Annotated in this window: 17 protein-coding genes; 9 read left to right on the top strand and 8 right to left on the bottom strand. The window is 72.7% G+C overall.

The features are described from left to right. Positions 1-43 precede the first annotated feature (43 nt). The gene (locus ACFWRV_RS21170) at positions 44-325 is read right to left on the bottom strand and encodes a hypothetical protein (protein WP_384336749.1); all 282 of its coding nucleotides are present in this window, start codon (positions 323-325) and stop codon (positions 44-46) included. 151 nt (positions 326-476) lie between these two features. On the opposite strand from ACFWRV_RS21170, the gene ACFWRV_RS21165 reads away from it, so the two are divergent. The 3 genes from ACFWRV_RS21165 (at position 477) to ACFWRV_RS21155 (ending at position 3,601) form a co-directional block, all read left to right on the top strand. Then, a complete protein-coding gene (locus ACFWRV_RS21165; RefSeq protein ID WP_384336747.1) occupies positions 477-1,133 on the top strand; it encodes a class I SAM-dependent methyltransferase in 657 nt (218 codons plus the stop codon). 329 nt (positions 1,134-1,462) lie between these two features. Beyond that, complete coding sequence (locus ACFWRV_RS21160; RefSeq protein WP_384336745.1) at positions 1,463-2,059, top strand: carbonic anhydrase; 597 nt, start codon at positions 1,463-1,465, stop codon at positions 2,057-2,059. Between the two features lie 72 nt (positions 2,060-2,131). Then, a complete protein-coding gene (locus tag ACFWRV_RS21155) occupies positions 2,132-3,601 on the top strand; it encodes a SulP family inorganic anion transporter (protein WP_384336743.1) in 1,470 nt (489 codons plus the stop codon). A 124-nt stretch (positions 3,602-3,725) separates the two neighbouring features. Here the strand turns inward: ACFWRV_RS21155 and ACFWRV_RS21150 are convergent, their stop codons facing one another. The 7 genes from ACFWRV_RS21150 to ACFWRV_RS21120 all read right to left on the bottom strand — a co-directional run bounded on the left by ACFWRV_RS21150 (position 3,726) and on the right by ACFWRV_RS21120 (position 11,380). Continuing rightward, entirely contained in the window at positions 3,726-4,163 is a 438-nt protein-coding gene (locus ACFWRV_RS21150) for a DUF2267 domain-containing protein (protein WP_384336741.1), read from the bottom strand. A 236-nt stretch (positions 4,164-4,399) separates the two neighbouring features. Beyond that, on the bottom strand, positions 4,400-5,185 hold the full coding sequence (locus tag ACFWRV_RS21145) for an SAM-dependent methyltransferase (protein ID WP_384336739.1): 786 nt from the start codon (positions 5,183-5,185) through the stop codon (positions 4,400-4,402). A 215-nt stretch (positions 5,186-5,400) separates the two neighbouring features. After that, positions 5,401-6,411 (bottom strand): acyltransferase domain-containing protein, encoded by a 1,011-nt coding sequence (locus ACFWRV_RS21140; protein WP_384336737.1) that lies wholly within the window; start codon positions 6,409-6,411, stop codon positions 5,401-5,403. After that, positions 6,408-8,228 carry a glycoside hydrolase gene (locus tag ACFWRV_RS21135; protein ID WP_384336735.1) on the bottom strand — a complete coding sequence of 607 codons (1,821 nt, stop codon included), beginning with the start codon at positions 8,226-8,228 and terminating at the stop codon, positions 6,408-6,410. Before ACFWRV_RS21135 ends, ACFWRV_RS21140 begins: the two co-directional genes overlap by 4 nt. A gap of 79 nt (positions 8,229-8,307) precedes the next feature. Next, positions 8,308-9,213, bottom strand: a complete 906-nt coding sequence (locus ACFWRV_RS21130; RefSeq protein ID WP_384336733.1) for a polysaccharide lyase — start codon at positions 9,211-9,213, stop codon at positions 8,308-8,310. A gap of 71 nt (positions 9,214-9,284) precedes the next feature. After that, positions 9,285-10,346 (bottom strand): dihydrodipicolinate synthase family protein, encoded by a 1,062-nt coding sequence (locus ACFWRV_RS21125; protein WP_384336729.1) that lies wholly within the window; start codon positions 10,344-10,346, stop codon positions 9,285-9,287. Further along, positions 10,346-11,380, bottom strand: coding sequence for an NAD-dependent epimerase/dehydratase family protein (locus ACFWRV_RS21120; protein ID WP_384336727.1), 1,035 nt, complete (start codon positions 11,378-11,380; stop codon positions 10,346-10,348). The genes ACFWRV_RS21125 and ACFWRV_RS21120 overlap by 1 nt, the downstream gene beginning before the upstream one ends. Before the next feature lie 122 nt (positions 11,381-11,502). On the opposite strand from ACFWRV_RS21120, the gene ACFWRV_RS21115 reads away from it, so the two are divergent. From ACFWRV_RS21115 to ACFWRV_RS21090, 6 genes are all read left to right on the top strand, one after another. Continuing rightward, positions 11,503-12,636, top strand: a complete 1,134-nt coding sequence (locus ACFWRV_RS21115) for a GntR family transcriptional regulator (RefSeq protein ID WP_384336725.1) — start codon at positions 11,503-11,505, stop codon at positions 12,634-12,636. A 52-nt stretch (positions 12,637-12,688) separates the two neighbouring features. Further along, a complete protein-coding gene (locus ACFWRV_RS21110; protein WP_384336723.1) occupies positions 12,689-13,711 on the top strand; it encodes a Gfo/Idh/MocA family protein in 1,023 nt (340 codons plus the stop codon). Next, the gene (locus tag ACFWRV_RS21105) at positions 13,708-14,484 is read left to right on the top strand and encodes a sugar phosphate isomerase/epimerase family protein (protein WP_384336721.1); all 777 of its coding nucleotides are present in this window, start codon (positions 13,708-13,710) and stop codon (positions 14,482-14,484) included. Before ACFWRV_RS21110 ends, ACFWRV_RS21105 begins: the two co-directional genes overlap by 4 nt. A gap of 99 nt (positions 14,485-14,583) precedes the next feature. Further along, positions 14,584-15,903, top strand: a complete 1,320-nt coding sequence (locus ACFWRV_RS21100; protein ID WP_384336719.1) for an ABC transporter substrate-binding protein — start codon at positions 14,584-14,586, stop codon at positions 15,901-15,903. Beyond that, entirely contained in the window at positions 15,900-16,838 is a 939-nt protein-coding gene (locus ACFWRV_RS21095) for a carbohydrate ABC transporter permease (RefSeq protein WP_384336717.1), read from the top strand. Before ACFWRV_RS21100 ends, ACFWRV_RS21095 begins: the two co-directional genes overlap by 4 nt. Next, the gene (locus ACFWRV_RS21090; protein ID WP_384336715.1) at positions 16,835-17,761 is read left to right on the top strand and encodes a carbohydrate ABC transporter permease; all 927 of its coding nucleotides are present in this window, start codon (positions 16,835-16,837) and stop codon (positions 17,759-17,761) included. The genes ACFWRV_RS21095 and ACFWRV_RS21090 overlap by 4 nt, the downstream gene beginning before the upstream one ends. Positions 17,762-17,881 lie beyond the last annotated feature (120 nt).

Genomic DNA, 17,881 nt, shown 5'->3' with positions numbered 1-17,881 from the left:
CCGCGCTGACGCCGCCCGGCCGGACCTCACCGGCCGGGCGGCGTCAGGGCGTGCCGACGCGGGTGAGGGCCGGTCGTCGGGAGGGCCGCTCGGCGGTCCGCAGCCTCCGCAGCGCGTGGCCGCCGCACCGGCTCCACTCCTTCGGCGACACCCTGGGGCGGTGACCTCCGTTGGTGACGAGCGCGTTCACCGATGTCATCGGGTCCGCCGCCATGGTCTTGGCCAGCAGCACGCCGACCACCAGCGGGAGCAGGGTGACGGCGAGGGCGGAGCCGGCGGTGGTGACGTGCTGGATGTGGGGGCGGCGCGGCGCTTCGGAGGTCATACGGCCATCGAACAGCGGCCCGGACGGCCGAACATCGGGGAACGTACTCAGGGGCCCGGGACCCGCATACTCAGACGCTCGCGGGGGGACGCTCACAGCGGCCGGGCGCACGGACCCCGGCCTGCCGTCGGACCACGGAAGGACCGCCTCGATGGGTGACAGCCAGGAACGTGCGGGCGACGGTCGTCCCGGGAGTGCGGCCGCGGCGGTGTTCGACGCGCTGGGCGCCGAGTACGAACGGGCTTTCGCCGCTTCGGCGGCCCACCGGGAGTCGCTGGAGCGGCTGCTGGCGGATCTCGCCCCGGGAAGCCGGGTGCTGGACGTGGGCAGCGGGACCGGCCGGCCGACGGCACAGACCCTGGCGGACGCGGGGCACCGGGTGCTGGGCGTCGATGTGTCGCCGGTGATGACCGCGCTCGCGGCCCGGCAGGTTCCGGGGGCCGAGTTCCGGTGCGCGGACATCCGCGACCTCCCCCTGGCCGAGGGCGGGTTCGACGCGGTCTGCGTGTACTTCTCGCTGCTCCAGCTGGAGCGCGGCGAGCAGACCGAGCTGCTGGAGAGGCTCGTACGGTCGCTGCGCCCCGGCGGACTGCTGGTCGCCGCGACGGTTCCGGTGGACGTCGCGGGGGTCGACGCGGAGTTCATGGGGCAGCCGGTCCGGGTCTCCAGCTTCGACGCCGAGGAGTTCACCGCCCTGATCGCGCGGGCGGGCATCACGGTGCAGTGGACGCACAGCGCGCTGTTCACCCCGGAGCATCCGGCGGGCGCACCGGAGCCGCACGTCTTCGTGCACGGCCGACGCGTCTGACGACGCATCTGACGGCGCAGACATACCTCTCGGAACTCTCCACCCATTGGCTATCACAAAGAACAAGCCGAATGAATGACTTGGGTGGCGCATTTGCGTTCCTTCACGAGAAGGTAATGCGATAGCAAAGTTCTGGTCTATATGCTCAGGTGTAGTCGTATCCGCGAGGAGCGGCGGGAGTGGACCTTTCGGCGGTTGCCGTCCGGCAAACCTCAAGGTGAGGCACCTCCCCCTCTCCCGAACACGTATACGGATACAACTAACGCATTCGTCAATATGACCCGACCACACCGCTCCCCGGTACCGCCGGATGCAGGAGGCAGGCCACCATGCAGTCCCTCGTAGAACACGCCCGGACATTCACCGAGCACGTCGCCGCGAACGCAAAGGACTTTGAACGTCTCGCGGACGGCCAGACCCCCGAAGCACTCTTCGTCACGTGCTCGGACTCGCGTGTCGTCCCCTCGCTGATCACCGGCGCCCGCCCGGGTCAGCTCTTCGAACTTCGCACCGCGGGCAACATCGTTCCCCCCTATCCGGGTCAGGACCGGCCCACCGGCGAGGCCGCCACCATCGAGTACGCGCTGCGCATGCTCCAGGTGCGCGACATCATCGTCTGCGGGCACTCCCACTGCGGCGCGGTGGGCGCGATCCTCCGCGGCGACGACCTCTCCGCCATGCCCGCCGTCCGCCACTGGCTGGAGCGCTCCACGGGCGGCCGGACACCCCCCACGGACGCCGGCGACCTGCCCGGCGCGGTCCAGGCCCACGCCCTGGCCCAGCTCGACACCCTGCGGGGCTACCCCGCGGTGCGCGAGCGGCTCGCCGACGGCTCCCTCGGCCTGCACGCCTGGTACTACGAAGTGCACACCGGCTCCGTCAGCGTCCACCGACCCGAGCGCGGCACCGAGTTCGCCCGCCTTTGACGGCTCTCCCTCCCCCCACATCCCCGCGCTCGGCTCCGGCCGGGCGCGACCGTACCCACAAGGGAAGCCATCGTGATTTCCGCGAAGGAACTCAAGAACCCCCACGTCGTACGACGTGACCTCCTGGCGTCACTCGTCGTCTTCCTGGTCGCGCTGCCGCTGTGCGTCGGCGTCGCCGTCGCCTCCGGAGTACCGGCCGAACTGGGCCTGGTCACCGGCATCGTCGGCGGACTCGTCGTCGGTCTCCTCCCGGGCAGCAAACTCCAGGTCAGCGGCCCAGCCGCCGGACTCACCGTCCTCGTCTTCGAAGCCGTCAGGGAATTCGGCCTGAGCACGCTCGGTCCGATCGTGCTCGCGGCCGGACTGCTCCAGGTGGTGCTGGGCCTGGCGCGCTTCGGCCGCTGGTTCCGGGCCATCTCCGTCTCCGTGGTGCAGGGCATGCTCGCCGGCATCGGGCTGATCATCGTGCTCGGTCAGGTGTACGCCATGGCCGACCTCGAACAGCCCGGCAGCGGTCTCGCCAAGCTGGCCGGGCTTCCGGGCCTGGCCGTCGACATCGTCACCCATCAGGAGGCCCTGACCGCCTTCGGTCTCGGCGCCGGCACCATCGCCGTGCTGCTGCTGTGGCCGAAGCTCCCGGCCCGGGCCCGGATCGTCCCGGCGCCCCTCGCCGCGGTCGCCCTGGCCACCGCCGTCGCCTCGCTCGCCGGACTGAGTCCCGCGGTGGCCGATGTGAACGGACTGCTGCACGCCATCGATCTGCCCGGCGGGGCGGAGTTCTCCCGGCTCGCCGATGTGGCGGTCATCGGCACGGTCCTGGCGTTCGCCCTCATCGCCTCGGCCGAGAGCCTGTTCAGCGCGGCGGCCATCGACCGGATGCACGACGGACCCCGTACCGACTACGACAAGGAGCTGGTCGCGCAGGGCGTCGGCAACACCATCTGCGGGGCGCTGGGCGCACTGCCGATGACCGCGGTCATCGTCCGCAGCGCCGCCAACGTCCAGGCCGGGGCGACCACCGCGCTCTCCCGGGTCGCACACGGCCTGTGGCTGCTGCTCTTCGCCGCACTGCTGCCCGCCGCCGTCGGGATCATCCCGCTGGCCGCGCTCGCCGGGATCCTCGTGCACGCCGGGTGCAAGCTGGTGCCCGCCAAGGAGTTCGGCCCGCTGTGGCGCGAACACCGCGGGGAGGCCGTCCTGCTGGCGATCACCGCGATCGCCATCGTGGTGACCAACCTCTTCGAGGGGGTCGTGCTCGGCCTGCTGCTGGCGGTGATCAAGTCCGCCTGGGAGACCTCGCACGTCCAGCTCACCACCCATGAGCTGACCGGCGGCCGGGTCGTGGTGACCCTCACCGGGAACGCCACCTTCCTGCGACTGCCCCGCATCCTGGAGCAGTTGGAGAAGCTCCCGCAGGACCAGCCCATAGAGCTGGACCTGACCGGGCTGCGTCATCTCGACCACGCCTGCCGGATCGCCCTGGAGAACTGGGCGCGCCGGCACAACAACGCGGAGATCGAGCCGGTGACGATCCGCCGGTAGTTTCCCCGCCCGACCGCCGTACGGGACGCCGAGCGCTTCACGTGAGCGCCCGGCGTCTCGCCGACGCTGCGCCCGGCCGGCCGGGGGCCGCGGCCGGGACGCCGGCCGCCGCGAAGTCCTCGGATCAGGCCGCCTGGGCGAGGAGTTCGGCGCGGCCGAAGAGGAGCGCGTATCCGGGCGGCAGGTGACGGACGACGTCGGCGACGAGGTCGTCGCCGACCAGGGCGGCGAGCCGGCTGAGGACCACGCCGGCGTCCCACCGGGCGGTCACCGGGGTGCCTCCGGTCCGCTCGGCGAGTTCGCGGACGAAGGCGGCCCCGGCAAGCTGCCGCACGGCCGGAACCTCCGCGGTGAACACCCGGGCGGCCTCCTCGGGCAGGGCGGCGGCGAGCGCGACGCGCTCATCGCCGGTGACCTGCCGGCCGAGCGCCCCCAGCACGGCGCGCAGGCTCTCCTCGGCGCGTTCGCGCGTCGGGTAGGCGCCCTCGTACCGGATCTTCTCCAACAGCAGGCCAAAGGTCGTGTCCAACGGTGCGTCGCCGTTCCGAGGCTCGCGGATCATCGTGGCAGCAGCCCTTCTCGTCAGTACTGCTCGTGGTCGGTGCGCTGCCCGCCCCCGCGGCTCGTCGTCGAGTCGGCGCGGGGGCGGGCAGCGGGGTGAAGCAAGGTCGGATGCCCTCCGCCTGCCCGCCGACGCGCAGGCCACACCCGGGCGGCGCGACTGTTCATGAACGGCCGCGCCGCCCCCTGCCTGTCTGCCGTACGGCTGCGGCTGCGGCTGCGGCTGCGGCTACGGGGCTATGGCTTGCGGGCGACGAGCCCCCACTGGTCGACCGGCACCGCGTCGTCCTCCTCGGGCCGCCAGCGGTCGATCGAGACGAATCCCGGCTCGACCAGCTCCAGGCCCGCGGCGCAGCCGGTGATCTCCTCCGGCTCCCGGACGAGGTAGGGCGGGTTGTCGCCCGACGCGTACGCCTCCTGCGCCGCCAGCGTCTGTGGGGTCTTCACCGTGTCGCAGAGCACCAGGTGGCTTCCCGACGGCATCCGGGCCAGGTACCGCTGGACGACGTCGATGCCCTCGGCCGGGACGAGATGGCCGAGCGTCGAGAGCAGGAGCACGGCGACGGGCTCGGACAGGTCGAGCGTCTTCGCCGCCTCGTCCACCACCGTGTCCGTCGCGGACAGATCGGCTTCCACATAGGCCGTGCGGCCCTCGGGGGCACTGGTCAGGAGCGCCTCGGCGTGGGCGAGGACGATCGGGTCGTTGTCCACGTAGACGATCCGCGACTCGGGCGCGATGCTCTGCGCGACCTCGTGCGTGCTGTTCGCCACCGGCAGCCCGGTCCCGACGTCGAGGAACTGGCGTACTCCCGCCGAGGCCAGGTAGCGGATGGCGCGGATCTGGAAGGCGCGCGAGGCACGGGCGATGTCGACCATCTGCGGGTAGGCCGCGCTCACCACCTCGGCCAGCTCCCGGTCGACCGGGTAGTGGTCCTTGCCTCCCAGCCAGGCGTTCCAGACACGCGCCGAGTGGGGAACGTCGGACCGGATCCTGCGGCGGAAATCGTCGTCGTCGACGCTCATGTCTCTCCTCTGCCGGCTCTCCGGACACGGCGGTTGGCCGGATACGCCCCGGCCGGGCCCGTGGTGGCGACCGTACCGCGCCGCCCGGCGGCACGCAGCGGTGACGGGGCAGGGTGCTCGGAGAATCCGGCCCCCGGGGCGCACACCCGGCTGATCAGCACCGCGAGCAGGATGAGGACCCCGGTCGTGAGGGGGACCGACCGGGAGCCGCGGCCTCACGGCAGGTCGGTCCACCCGTGTGCGGTACGCCAGTGGCCCCCCGATCGCAGGTGCCGGACCAGGGAGCGGTGCAGGGTCGTCCGCTGCGGCAGGCGGTCGAGGTCGGCCGTTCCCGGCGGCGCGTGGAAGACGAACTCCAGCACGTCGTCGTCGCCCACCGGGCGGGCCCCGAAGGTCGCGAAGCGCCGCTGGAACGCGAGGATGTTGGAGCTTTCCGGGAGGTGGTCGGCGAGCTGCCGGTCCAGGAGCCAGGAGCTGCAGGTGGCGTGCCGGTGGCGTCCGCCGGGGAAGTGCCGGGCCTGGAACTCCCCGGCGGCGGCGAAGGAGGCGTCGCAGCCCGCCCGGTCGAGCGGACCGTCCTCGGGGATGTGCACCTGGAGCACCGGGTCCCCGTGGGCTGGGCCCCCGGCGGCCGCCGCGTCCCCGCCCGAGGCGTCGGCGTCGAGGACGCCCCGCTCGAACTGGAGGCGGCCGAGCCGGTGCAGGGCGCCCCGGAAGTGGCGGACGATCCACCGCTGGCGGTCGAAGCCGCCGGTGCCGTGGCCGAGCCGGTACGTGGTCAGCTTCGCGCCGAGGTCGGCGAACGTGGCGGCGACGACGTCGTCCGGGATGCCGAGGCGGCGTTGCCGGTCCAGCGCCTGCGGGAGGGCCAGGACGTAGAGGTGGACGTAGAAGTAGCGGCCGTCGCTGCCGAGGGCGGCGGGCGCGGTCGGCCAGTCGGGCGCGGCCGACGGGGCGCCGGGGCCGGGGTCGGCGTAGAGCTGCTGGTGGCAGCGGACGAGCGCCTCCCACCGGGCGGGGTCGCGCCCGGGGTCCGGCAGACCGGCGGCCACTTCTTCCCGGTCAGGGCCGGGGACGGCCAGCAGGTCCATCCGCTCGGCCAGCTCCGAACCGGTCGGCGGCGTCGGGTCGGTGACCGTGGTGACGGCGGGTTGTTCGCCGAGAACGGCCAGCCAGTGCCGTACGGCGGCTTCCGTGTCGGTGGGGCGTCCCGCGTGCCCGGTCATGCGTGGGCCGCCCCGATGAGCTGGTGGCGGAGCCGGTCCAGCTCGCGGATGCTGTCGTCGAGGCCGCCCGGGCGCGACCTGAGGAGCCAGCAGGCGCGTTGCTCGGCGAGCAGCGGCTCGATCCGGCGCAGCAGGCGGCGCGCGGTCGCCGGGTCGATCGCGTCGGCGTCGGGGACCGTGCCGGCGTCGGCCCCTACGGCGGCGCGGGCCCGCAGCACGTCCACGGCGAACTCCGCCAGCGCGACGGCGTGGTGGAGCTCGCGCCGCACCACATCGCCGTCGGCGGCGGCCGGATCGGCGGCGGCGAGGTCCTCGCGGCAGGCGGCGAGCGTCGCGGCGACCCGGTCCATCGCCTCCGGCGTCGGGAGGGACGGCAGCGGGACGGCGGGGTCGGGGAAGAGGGCCCGGGCGATCGGCGAGGCGTTGAGCAGCGGCACGTCCAGGTCCCGGTACACCCGGCCGAGCCGCGTGAGGACGCCGCCCATCAGGCGGGCCCCGTCCAGCAGGACGTGGTCGTCGAGCACGGCGGTGATGTCGAGGTCCCGGTTGGCCTCCAGGGACCAGCTCACCGCACCGCCGAAGACGACCGGACCGTACGCCACCGATGGCGCGTCCCAGTGGCCGTGGTCGCCCCAGGAGGTGAGCAGAAATCCTCTCGCGGCGTTCTCCCGGCCGGTCTCGGCGGCGTCGAGCATGTTGTCCACGGCGTTGTCGATCCGGCCGAGGAGGGAGTTCCAGTTGCCGGCGCCGGGGGCGACCCAGAACGGCACTCCGGCCTCGGAGAGCAGCTTGCCGCGCGAACGGAACCCTTCGCGGAGGTTGTCGAGGTCTGCGCCGAGCCGCTGCCAGGTGCGGGCCTCGGGCGTGTCGCCGTCGATGACCTCGGAGAGCAGCCGGGGCCCGTCGTACTGCCACACCACGGGCACGGCTCCCGGCGGGACCCGGTCCATCAGCCCGGGATGGTCGGCGAAGACGTCGGCCCAGAACTCGACGGTGTACCCGGCCTCCAGCCAGGGGGCCATGAGCCGGGTGACGAAGGAGAAGTAGACCTCGCCGACGCCTTCACCGGCCACCCGGTCGGCCGAGCGGCCCCGGCCCAGCTCGAAGGGCTCGTCGGCGCCGATGTTGAGGCGCTTGGACCGGATCTCGCGGGCGACCTCCTCGACCAGGGCGGTGGCGAAGGCGGCGTTGTCGTCGGTGGGTTCCAGGGTGCTGGGCGGGCGGTGGACGCCGCCGCGTTCGAAGCCCTCGGGGTTCTCGGCGCGGTGGGTGTGGCGGGGGTGGCGCAGGAAGCGTTCCATGTGGCCGAAGGTGTTCTGGTTGGCCACCAGTTCGATGCCGGCGGCGGCGCAGCGCGCGTCGAGCCAGCGGAGATCCTCGGCGGTGAGCGGCGAGGCGTCCTGCCAGACGTCCCGGTGGTCGCGGAAGGCGTAGGTGTGCTCGCCGTACAGCTCCAGCTGGGTGAAGCGGGCCAGGGCCAGGATCTCGATCCAGCGGGCCAGGGTGCGGCGGGTGGGGACGCGGTCGCGGCTGATGTCGAGGAGGAAGCCGCGCACGGGGAAGTCGGGGTGGTCGCTGATGTCGTAGCCGGTGGCGGTGTAGTCGTGCCCGGCGCGGAGCTGGTCGAGGGTGGCCAGGGCGTAGCGCAGGCCGAGGGCGTCGCGGTGGTCGACGGTGACGCCTTCGGGGCCGGTGCGCAGGCGGTATCCCTGCGGCGGGAGGGCCGGATCGGTGCTCACGTGGACCGGGGCGTCGAGGGCCGCGCCGCCCGGGGTCGTCGTGAGGGAGCGCGGGGCGGGGAAGGGGGTGACGGGCACGGTGGGGCTCCGGGGTGGTCGGGCGGGCGGTGTGCCGGGCGGCACGGGCCGGAGCCCGCGCCGCCCGGCGGGGTGCGGGTCAGGTGCAGGAGCTGAGTTCGCAGATGTCGTCGCGGTCGGTGGAGACCTTGAGGTCGTCGTACCAGATGAAGCTGTTGTCGTTGTTGGGGGCGAAGGAGGGGGTCGCGCCGGCGGCGAAGCTGGAGAAGTAGGCGCGGTCGACCTGGTCGTTGTTGGTGACGAACCGCAGGCCGGTCACCTCGGCGGCGGACTGGCCGTTGTAGAAGACCTCGATCTCGCCGTCGGGGTTGGCGTTTCCGTTGGTGACGGTGTTGACCTTGACGCGCTGGGCGACGTTGACCCACTGGTTCTTGGGCCAGTGGATGTCGGCGCCGTTCTTCTTGAGGACGGCGTAGTCGCCGTACTGGCCCGCGTGGCCCATGTGGTAGTAGTACACGGCCGCCTGGCCGTTGTTCTGCCGCCAGATCATGCGGGAGCTGAAGCCGTTGGTGCCGTCGCAGACCTGTCCGCCGGAGCAGGAGGCCCCGCCCGCGAGTCCGAGCCCGACCTTGCCCGCGTACTCGGTGGTGCCCCAGCTGAAGTCGCCGCTGAACTTCAGCCAGAACGAGAGGTAGTACTCGCGCGCCTTGGTGAGGGCGAAGGGGGCCTGCGCACCGGAGTCCTCGGGGCCGATCTTGCCCTTGGGGTAGTGGACGCGCAGGGACTGGGAACCGCCGTGCGCGGGCGTTGTGTTGTCGATGCGGGCCCGGCTCTCCATGCCCTGCTGCCAGGGCGCGGTCCAGCCGTCGGTGGCCCATTGGCTGAGCGGGTAGCCGTTCCCGGCGGCGGGGCGTTCGAAGGTGTTGACCTTGAACGTCGGCGCCTTCGCCGCCGGGGCCGATCCTGCGGTCGCCTGCGGGGCCAGGACGGCGGCGGGGACGAGCAGCGCGGCCGCGGCCGTCAGGAGCAGCGTTTTCGTCTTCATCGTTCCTCTTCCCTGTGGGGTGGGGATTCCCGGTGGGGCGGGCGTCTCCCCGTGGGTGGGTGCGGGTGATGTCAGGCGAGCCAGCGCGGCAGGGCGCCGGCGATGAACGCGTCCTCCTCTGCGAGCCAGGGGTAGGCGGTGTGCACGCGGTCGATCTCCCGCGCCTGTCCGGGCGAGAGGCCTTCCGCGGGATCGAGGCACCAGGTGCCGTTCAGCAGGCGCTGGCGGCGGAGCACTTCGTGGACGCCCGCGATGACTCCGGCGAAGGAGCCGCGCACGTCGTAGACGGCGGCGTTGGCGTCGGTGTCCCCGGCGAGCCGGGCGAGCGCCCGCTGCCGGGCCTGTTCGTCCCCGGCGTCGGCGGCGTGGACGTCGGCCAGCAGCCGGACGGCCGAGCGGGTCCAGACGGCCCAGTGGCCGAGCAGCCCGCCCACGAAGCGGCGGACGGCGGGTCCGGTGGGAGTGGTCACGTGGTACGGGGTGAGGAGGTCGGCGACGATGGTGTCGTCGTTGCCCGTGTAGAGGGCCACCTCGGCTCCCCGGTCGGAGTCGGCGATGCCCTGGACCAGCTCCAGCGTCCGGTAGCGGTCGAACGGGGCGGCCTTGACCGCGACGGTGGACTCCTGGTCGGCGAGCGCCCGCCAGTAGGCGCGGGGCAGTTCGCGTCCGCCGACGGCCTCCTGGAGGTAGAAGCCGATGACGGGGAGGATCTCGCCGACGGCGGCGCTGCGGTCCAGCAGGTCCTCCAGGGTGGCGTCCGGTAGCCCGGCGGGCGAGACGAGGACGGCGTCGTAGCCGAGCTCGCGGGCGGTGGCGGCCTCCTCGACGGCCTGGTGGACGCCTCCGGCGACTCCGGCGATCCGGAGGAAGGGGCGGCTCGCGGCGGCCGACGCGCTCTCCTCGGCGGCGAGTTCGAGGACGGGCCGGAAGAGGCCGTGGTCGCGGATGGCGAACTGGGTGGTGTGCACCCCCACCGCCACTCCCCCGGCGCCCGCCTCCAGGTAGTAGCGGGTGAGCGCGCGTTGCCGCCGTTCGTCGAGGGTGCGGTCGGCGGTGAGGGCGAGGGGGTGGGCGGGGATGACGGTTCCCCGGTGCAGGAGTGCGGCGGTCGCCGCAGCCATCGGGGCGGGCATCAGAACCGCCCGTCCCGTCGCTCGAACCTGGTCGGCTTGTCCCAGAGTTCGCCGCCCTCGGTGATCCATCGGGCCTGGAGTTCGACGAGTTGGCCGAGGGTGCGGTCCGGGTAGCCGAAGAGGGTGTGGCAGAGCGTGGCGTCGGCGAGCAGGCTGGTGGCGGGCTCCTCGCCGGTGAACCGCGGTACGACGTCGAGGTGTTCGGCCAGCCTGGTGGCGAGGGCGCGTACGCCTGCCGTCTCGGGGCCGGTCAGGTTGAGGACGAACGGCTCGGGTGTCGCGGCGCGGGGGACACAGCGCAGGACGACCTCGTTGGCGTACCGCTGCCAGACGACGTTCACCGCGCCCGCGCCGAGCTCGACGGGGTGCCCGGCGAGCAGGGTGCGGGCCAGGTCGGCGAGGACGCCGTAGCGGGGCTCCACCGCGTAGTTGAGGCGGATCAGGGCGACCGGGGTGTCCTCGGCGCGGGCGGCGTGGGTGAAGACCTGCTCCCGGCCCCGGCAGGTGACGGCGTAGTCGCCGACGGGGCGGGGTTCGTCGCTCTCGCGCGAGCCGCCGGTGACCGGGGCGGTCATGCCGTAGACGTTGCCGGTGGAGAGCGCGACGATGCGGGCGCTCCGGTAGCGCCGGGCCACGAAGGCGGGCAGCACGGTGTTGGTCATCCAGGCCTGTCCGGGCGCGGAGGCGGTGCCGAACTTCGCGCCGACGAGGTGGATCACGACCGCCGCGTCCGGGAGGGCGTCCACGGCGGCGGGGTCCGCCAGATCGGCGACGACGGTGCGGACGCCGAGCTTCTCCAGCCCGGCCCGGCCCCGGGCGTCCGTCCACCGGGACACCGCCAGCACCTGGACGTCGTCCCGGCCCGCCGCGTCCAGCGCCCGGCGGGCCATCGAGGCGATGCCCGCCCCGGTCTTGCCGCCGGCCCCCAGGACCACCACGTCACCGGACCAGTCGGCGGCCTCGGCCACCAGCGCCGGTCCCGGGCGGCCCAGTTCCTCTTCGAGATCCGGGGCGTCGCTCCGGAGTTTCTTCATCACATTCTCCCGCCCAATTCATTCCCTTAAAAGGAATGAATTTCTGCATTTCTTGACGCTGGGGTTACAAAAGCACCGCCAAGTGGTTGACGCAAGAGGTTGATTGCTGCAATCTCACCGGCATGAAATCGGCAGAAGAGAAGGATTCATTCCTTCGTGGGCCCAAATACCTGCACGTCGCGGAGCGGCTGCGCAGGGAGATCACCAGCGGCTCCTGGGCGCCCGGAACACAGCTGCCCGTCGAGCGGGAGCTGGCGGACACGCTCGCGGTCAGCATCAACACGCTGCGCCGGGCGGTCAGCGAACTCGTCGACGAGGGCATCGTCCAGCGGCGGCAGGGAGCGGGCACCTTCGTGTCGCCGCCCCTCGAAGCCGAGCCCACGGGCGCCGGTTCCCCCAAGGGCCGCCGTCTGGTCGGCGTCCTCGTGCCGTCGACGACGTACTACTATCCGCGAGTCGTCGACGGAATCCAGCGGGTGCTGCGGGACGCCGGCGTCGGGGTCGTCCTCGCCTCCTCGAAGTACGACCTGGCCATCGAGCGCGACGAGGTGCGGGCGATGCTCGACAGCGGCGTCCAGGGGATGCTGCTCGTGCCGAATCTTCATCTGCTGGACGAGCCGCAGGATTACGTGGACGACCTGCGACACCTCACCGTGCCGTACGTCCTCGTCGAGCGGCGTCCGCCCGCCCCGGTACCGGACGATCCCACCTCCTACGTGGCCACGGATCATCCGGGCGGTGTCTGCCTGGCCGTACGCCATCTGCGCTCGCTCGGCCATGAGCGGATCGGTCATCTGGGGCGGTTGCGCACCGGAACGTCCGACGCCGTGGCGCGAGGGTTCGACGAGGCCGCGGCGCTGCTGGACGCCGACGTGGTGGAGGGTGCGGTGGCCCGCGCGGACATCTGGACCCCCGAGGGCATCGCCGACTACGCGCGGCACTGCGCGGACGCGGGGGTCACGGCGGTGTTCTGCCACGGCGACCGGGACGCGGCGGCCCTGGTGGTGGCCGCCCGGCGGCACGGCCTGTCCGTCCCGGGGGACCTCGCCGTCGTCGCGTACGACGACGAGGTGACCGAGGTGGGCGACATCCCGCTGACGGCGGTCTCCCCGCCCAAGGAGGAGGTCGGGGCGCTGGCCGCCCAACTGCTGCTGGGCCGGATGGACTTCGGCTCCGGCGCGGTGTCCCACCGGATCGACGTACAGCCGCGCCTCATCGTCCGCGCGTCCTGCGGCGCCGCGCCACGCGACCGCTGACCGCCGCCTCATCCCTGTTCCGCCCCGTACCTCACCTCTCCTGGAGATCCCTATGCCCCCCGCCCCGTCCGCCGGCCGGTTCCGTATCGGCGTACTCGGTGCGGGAGGTGTCGGCGCCGCGCATGTGGACGCGGCCGTCGGCGCCCCCGACTACGAGATCGCGGCGATCTGCGACACCAACCGTCCGGCGGCCCAGGCACTCGCGGACCTGGCCGCCGTGCCGGTCTACAGCGACCACCGGGCGATGTTCGCCGACGCGGGCCTCGACGCGGTCGTGATCGCCGCGCCGCACGCGCTGCACGCCCCGATGACCGTCGAGGCCGCGCGGGCCGGGCTCCACGTCCTGGTGGAGAAGCCGATGGCCACCACGGCCGAGGACTGCGCCCGAATGTCCCGGGCGTGCGAGGCGGCCGGGACGCTGCTGGCGGTCGCCCATGTCATCCACTTCGATCCCGTCGTCCGCGAGGCTCGCGCGATCGTCGCCTCCGGCCGGTACGGGCAGCCTCTGCTGATCACGCACCGGCGCTCCTCCCACTACGAACCCGGCTCCCGCCCGCCGTGGTTCTTCGACCGGGCGGTCGCCGGTGGGGGCATCGTCCTCAACGTCGGCACCCACGGCCTGGACCGCATCCAGCTGTTCGCCGGCGCCGCCGTCCGCCGGGTCAGCGGGGTGGTGCGGGGACGTCCCGGACTTGAGGTGGAGACCGACGCCCTGGCGCTGGTGGAACTCGACAACGGCATCAACGCGAGCATCGCGCTCACCAGTCGGGGCATGCCGTACTTCGACGAGACCGAGGTCGTGCTCGACGAGGCGACGTTGCGCATATCCGCGACCGAGGGACTCTTCGTGCTCCGCGACGGTCGGGCCACCCACCTCCTCAAGGCCGACCCCGGCCACCAGCGACGGGCCTTCCGCGACCAGTTGACCGGGTTCGTCGAAGCGGCGCGCGGCGGCCCCGGCCACTACGTGGACGGGGCGTACGGCCGCAGTGTCGTCGCCGCCGCGCTCGCGGTGTACGACTCCGCCGAGCGAGGACAGCGGGTCGATGTGGCCGCCGAGCGGGTGGCCCCGTGAACCCCCGGGCGTTCAGCACGCTGGGCTGCCCCGGCGCCGACCTGGACGAGGTGGTCCGGCTGGCCCGCGCCGGGCCCTGCTCGGGGATCGAACTCCGCTGCGCCGAGGATCAGTTGGCGCACCCCGAGCTGGATCCCGCCGGGGCGGACCGGCTCGCGGGGGCGTTGCGCCGGGCGGGCCTGGCGGTGCCGCTGCTCGCCTCGTACGTGCAGGTCGCCGCCGACGAGCCGGACGTCGTCGACCGGCTGGCCCGGCACATCGCCCTCGCGGCCCGGCTCGGCGCGGGCCAGCTGCGGGTCTTCGGCGGCGGAGCCGAGCAGCCGGCCGGGCGGCGGGAGCGGGCGGTCCGCCATCTGGCCGAGGCCGCGCCGATCGCCGGGGCGGCCGGGGTCGGCATCGCGCTGGAGACCCACGACGTGTTCCTGACGGGCGCCGAGGTGGCCGAGGTCCTGGCGGCCGTCGGCTCCCCCGCCGTGGGAGCCGTGTGGGACGCGGTCAATCCGTGGCGGGCGGGCGAGAGCCCGGAGCGCACCGCCGAACTGCTGGGGCCCTGGCTCCGCCACGTACAGCTCAAGGACGTCGCCTCGCCCACCGACCTGCGGCCGGTCCTGCCCGGCCGGGGCGTGCTGCCGCTCGGCGATGTGCTGGCGCAGCTCCGCCGCCTCGGTTACGCGGGCTGGATCAGCCTCGAATGGGAGCGCGCCTGGTACCCCGAGGCGGCTCCGCTCGCCGAGGCGCTCCCCGCCTTCCACCGGATCCTCGACGCCGCCTGACGGCGCTCGCACCCATCCCCCTCTCCCTTCCCATGAATAGGGGTTCCCCCATGCGTCACTCCTGTCCCACCGTCACCGCCTCCGCCTCGGGTGTCCGCCATGGTTAGGCCGGCGCTCAGCAGACGGGGTCTGCTCTCCGCCGGGCTGTGGACCGCCCTGGCCGGGGTCACCGCCACCGCCTGTGGGGGTGGACCCGATGCCGGGAACAGCGGCCCCGACGGCCCGCTGACCCTGTGGTCGGCGCTGCGCGGCACGGACACCCTGGTCGCGGCCTGGAACGAGCTGCACCCCGAGGAGCCCGTCGACTTCTCCCCGATGACGTCCGGGCTCGCGGGAGGCAACGCGAAGCTGTCGAACGCCGCGCGGGCCGGGAACGCGCCGGACATCGTGACGCTCGTCGACGCCGATCTGCCGTCCTTCGCCATCGACGGCGTCTGCGCGGACGTGACCGATCTCGTCACGCCCCGGCTGCGCGAACGGCTCGGCCCGCAGGCGTGGACCAACGGGGTGCTGGGCGGCCGGACGTACGGCATTCCGGTCGACCTCGGCCCGATGCTGTTCGCCTACCGCGAGGACATCCTGACCCGGTACCGTATCGAACCGCCCACCACCTGGGAGGAGTTCGGGGAGGCGGCCCGCCGGCTGAAGCGGGACGCGGGCGTCGATCTGACGACCTTCCACCCCAACGCCTACAACGTGCTGGCCGGGCACGCGATGCAGAGCGGCGGGCAGTGGTTCGCCATCGAGGACGACACCTGGGTGCTGGACTTCCTCGGCGAACCCAGCCGACGGGTCGCGGAGTTCTGGCAGGACCTGGTCGACGAGGACGTCACCATGTTCGCCCCCGGCTCCAGCCAGCAGTGGCTCTCCGCGCTCGCCCGGGGCACGGTCGCCTCCCACCTCGTGGGGCCGTGGGGGCTCGCCGCCCTCGTCAGGTCCGTGCCGGGCACGTCGGGGCGCTGGCGGGTGGCCCCGCTGCCCCGGTGGGAGGGCGGCGAGGACGTCGTGGGGACCGACGGGGTCTCCGTGCACGCCATCACCGCCGGAAGCGACAAGAAGGAACGCGCCATGCGGTTCCTGGAGTGGATGACCACCGCGCCCGAGGCGATCACCGCCCGCCTCTCCGGCGGCCGTTCGAGCATCCTGCCCGCCGACGCGAGCCTGGTGCGGGACGCCTCCCGCCAGTTCGACACGGCGTTCTACGGCGGCCAGGACGTCTACCGACTCGTGGAACGGCAGGCCCGGTCGCTGCGCACCGGCTGGACGTGGGGCCCGCGCATGCAGGCGACCGCGACCTCGCTGCACCAGGGGCTGGCCCGGCTGGAGTACGGCACCACGATCTCCGAGGCGCTCCGCACCGCCCAATCCGAGACGCTGCCCGACCTGCGCAGCCTGGGTCTTTCTGTGAGGCAAGCATGAGCACCGCCACCGAATCCCGCCGCACGCGCCGACCCCAGCGGCTGGCCGTCTCGACGCTCCTCGGTCCGTTCGGCGTCCTGCTGGTCGCGGTGTTCGTCGTCCCGACCCTGTACGCGGTCCATCTGAGCTTCTTCTCGACCTCGCACAGCGGCCTCGGCTTCGGCAACGCCCGCACGTCCTTCGCCGGGCTGCGCAACTACGCCGCCGTCCTGTCCGACCCGAGCTTCGTGCGGGGCGTGGGCATCACCCTGCTCTACGCGGTGGTGTTCATCCCGCTGGTCCTGGTGGGCGCTCTGGCCCTGGCGCTGCTCTTCGACTCGGGGCTGGTCCGGGCCAGGCGGCTCACACAGACAGTGCTGTTCGTGCCGCACGCGGTGCCGGGCATCATCGCCACGGTCATCTGGCTGTACCTCTACACCCCGGGGATATCCCCCGTGCTGGACGCGCTCACGGGCCTCGACATCACGGTGAACTTCCTGGGCCTCACGATGATCGTGCCGTCGCTGGTGAACATCGCGCTGTGGAGCGGTCTCGGCTACACCGCCGTCATCTTCTTCGCCGCGCTCAAGGCCATCCCGCGCGAGCTGATCGAGGCCGCCGCGATGGACGGGGCGGGCCCGGTGCGCACCGCGCTCACCATCAAGGTGCCGCTGGTGCGCTCCACGCTCTCGACGGTGGCGATCTTCACGACCATCGGCGCGCTCCAGCTGTTCACCGAGCCGATGCTGCTGGCGAAGGCCACCCCGCTGATCAGCCCGCGCTACACACCCAACATGTACATCTTCGACGCGGCGTTCACCCGGAACAACTACGGCCTGGCATCCGCCGCCTCCGTCCTCCTCCTGATCGTCTGCTGCGCCCTGTCCTTCGCCGTGACCCGGGGTTCGACGCGGCGGAAGACACGAGTCACCTCTTCGAGAAAGGCCCGCCCGTGAGTACGTCGGTCCGCACCACCCCGCAGGCGCCGAACGCGCCGGCCGGCTCCTCGCCCGGAACTCGGCGTCCGCCCGTCCGCCCGCGCCGGACCGGCCGGTACGGCCCGGCGGCGGCCAACCTCGTGGTCGGGGTGAGCGCCCTCTACGCGCTCCTGCCGCTGCTGTGGCTGCTCGCCGCCTCCGCGGTGGACTCGGAGGCGCTGTTCGCCTCCGACTTCTTCGACCTGTCCCACTTCGCGCTGTTCGACAACATAGGGGCGCTGCTGGCCCAGGACGACGGGGCGTATCTGCGCTGGTACGGAAACAGCCTGCTGTACGCGGTCGGCGGCGCGGCCGTCGGGGCGCTGGTCAGCACGGCCGCCGGGTACGTCTTCGACAAGTTCGAGTTCACCGGGAAGCGTCCGCTGTTCGCGTTGATCCTGATCTCCGTCATGGTCCCGGCGACCGTGCTCGCGCTGCCGATGTATCTGCTCGCCTCCGACCTGGGCCTCGCCAACACGCTGTGGTCGGTCCTGATCCCGGTGCTGTTCAACCCCTTCGGTGTCTATCTGGCCCGGATGTTCTCCGCCTCCTACGTGCCCGACGAGGTGCTGGAGGCCGCGCGGGTGGACGGGGCGAACGAGCTGCGGAGCTTCTTCTCGGTCGGTCTCAGGATGATCGCCCCCGGCTATGTGACGATCTTCCTGTTCCAGCTCACCGCGATCTGGAACAACTTCTTCCTGCCGCTGGTGATGCTCTCCGACGAGTCGCTGTATCCGCTCAGCCTCGGCCTGTACAGCTGGAACGCGGCGGCCCCCATCAACCCGGACTACTACCCGCTGATGGTGATCGGTTCGCTGCTGGCGCTGTTGCCGCTGGTGATCGCGTTCCTGCTGCTCCAGCGGTACTGGCGGTCGGGGCTCACGGCGGGCAGCGTGAAGTAGGCGCGCCGCCGGGACCCACTCGCGCCCCTCACCCGTGCGCACCGCCCAGGAGGCCGGGTCCGGGCGGCGGGGCCAGAATCGGAGGCGCTGAGCTCCGGGACGCCCCGTGCCCACCGCGGC

The organism is Streptomyces sp. NPDC058576 (assembly GCF_042718715.1).
Taxonomy (GTDB): domain Bacteria; phylum Actinomycetota; class Actinomycetes; order Streptomycetales; family Streptomycetaceae; genus Streptomyces.
Note: the sequence above shows the minus strand (reverse complement) of the source record. Positions and strands in the feature narration are given on the sequence as shown.

Bases quoted from the DNA above. Each gene is read 5' to 3' on its own strand.
- ACFWRV_RS21170 (WP_384336749.1), bottom strand. From the start codon at position 325: ATGACCTCCGAAGCGCCGCGCCGCCCCCACATCCAGCACGTCACCACC.
- ACFWRV_RS21165 (WP_384336747.1), top strand. From the start codon at position 477: ATGGGTGACAGCCAGGAACGTGCGGGCGACGGTCGTCCCGGGAGTGCG.
- ACFWRV_RS21160 (WP_384336745.1), top strand. From the start codon at position 1,463: ATGCAGTCCCTCGTAGAACACGCCCGGACATTCACCGAGCACGTCGCC.
- ACFWRV_RS21150 (WP_384336741.1), bottom strand. From the start codon at position 4,163: ATGATCCGCGAGCCTCGGAACGGCGACGCACCGTTGGACACGACCTTT.
- ACFWRV_RS21145 (WP_384336739.1), bottom strand. From the start codon at position 5,185: ATGAGCGTCGACGACGACGATTTCCGCCGCAGGATCCGGTCCGACGTT.
- ACFWRV_RS21140 (WP_384336737.1), bottom strand. From the start codon at position 6,411: ATGACCGGGCACGCGGGACGCCCCACCGACACGGAAGCCGCCGTACGG.
- ACFWRV_RS21130 (WP_384336733.1), bottom strand. From the start codon at position 9,213: ATGAAGACGAAAACGCTGCTCCTGACGGCCGCGGCCGCGCTGCTCGTC.
- ACFWRV_RS21125 (WP_384336729.1), bottom strand. From the start codon at position 10,346: ATGCCCGCCCCGATGGCTGCGGCGACCGCCGCACTCCTGCACCGGGGA.
- ACFWRV_RS21120 (WP_384336727.1), bottom strand. From the start codon at position 11,380: ATGAAGAAACTCCGGAGCGACGCCCCGGATCTCGAAGAGGAACTGGGC.
- ACFWRV_RS21115 (WP_384336725.1), top strand. From the start codon at position 11,503: ATGAAATCGGCAGAAGAGAAGGATTCATTCCTTCGTGGGCCCAAATAC.
- ACFWRV_RS21110 (WP_384336723.1), top strand. From the start codon at position 12,689: ATGCCCCCCGCCCCGTCCGCCGGCCGGTTCCGTATCGGCGTACTCGGT.
- ACFWRV_RS21100 (WP_384336719.1), top strand. From the start codon at position 14,584: ATGGTTAGGCCGGCGCTCAGCAGACGGGGTCTGCTCTCCGCCGGGCTG.
- ACFWRV_RS21095 (WP_384336717.1), top strand. From the start codon at position 15,900: ATGAGCACCGCCACCGAATCCCGCCGCACGCGCCGACCCCAGCGGCTG.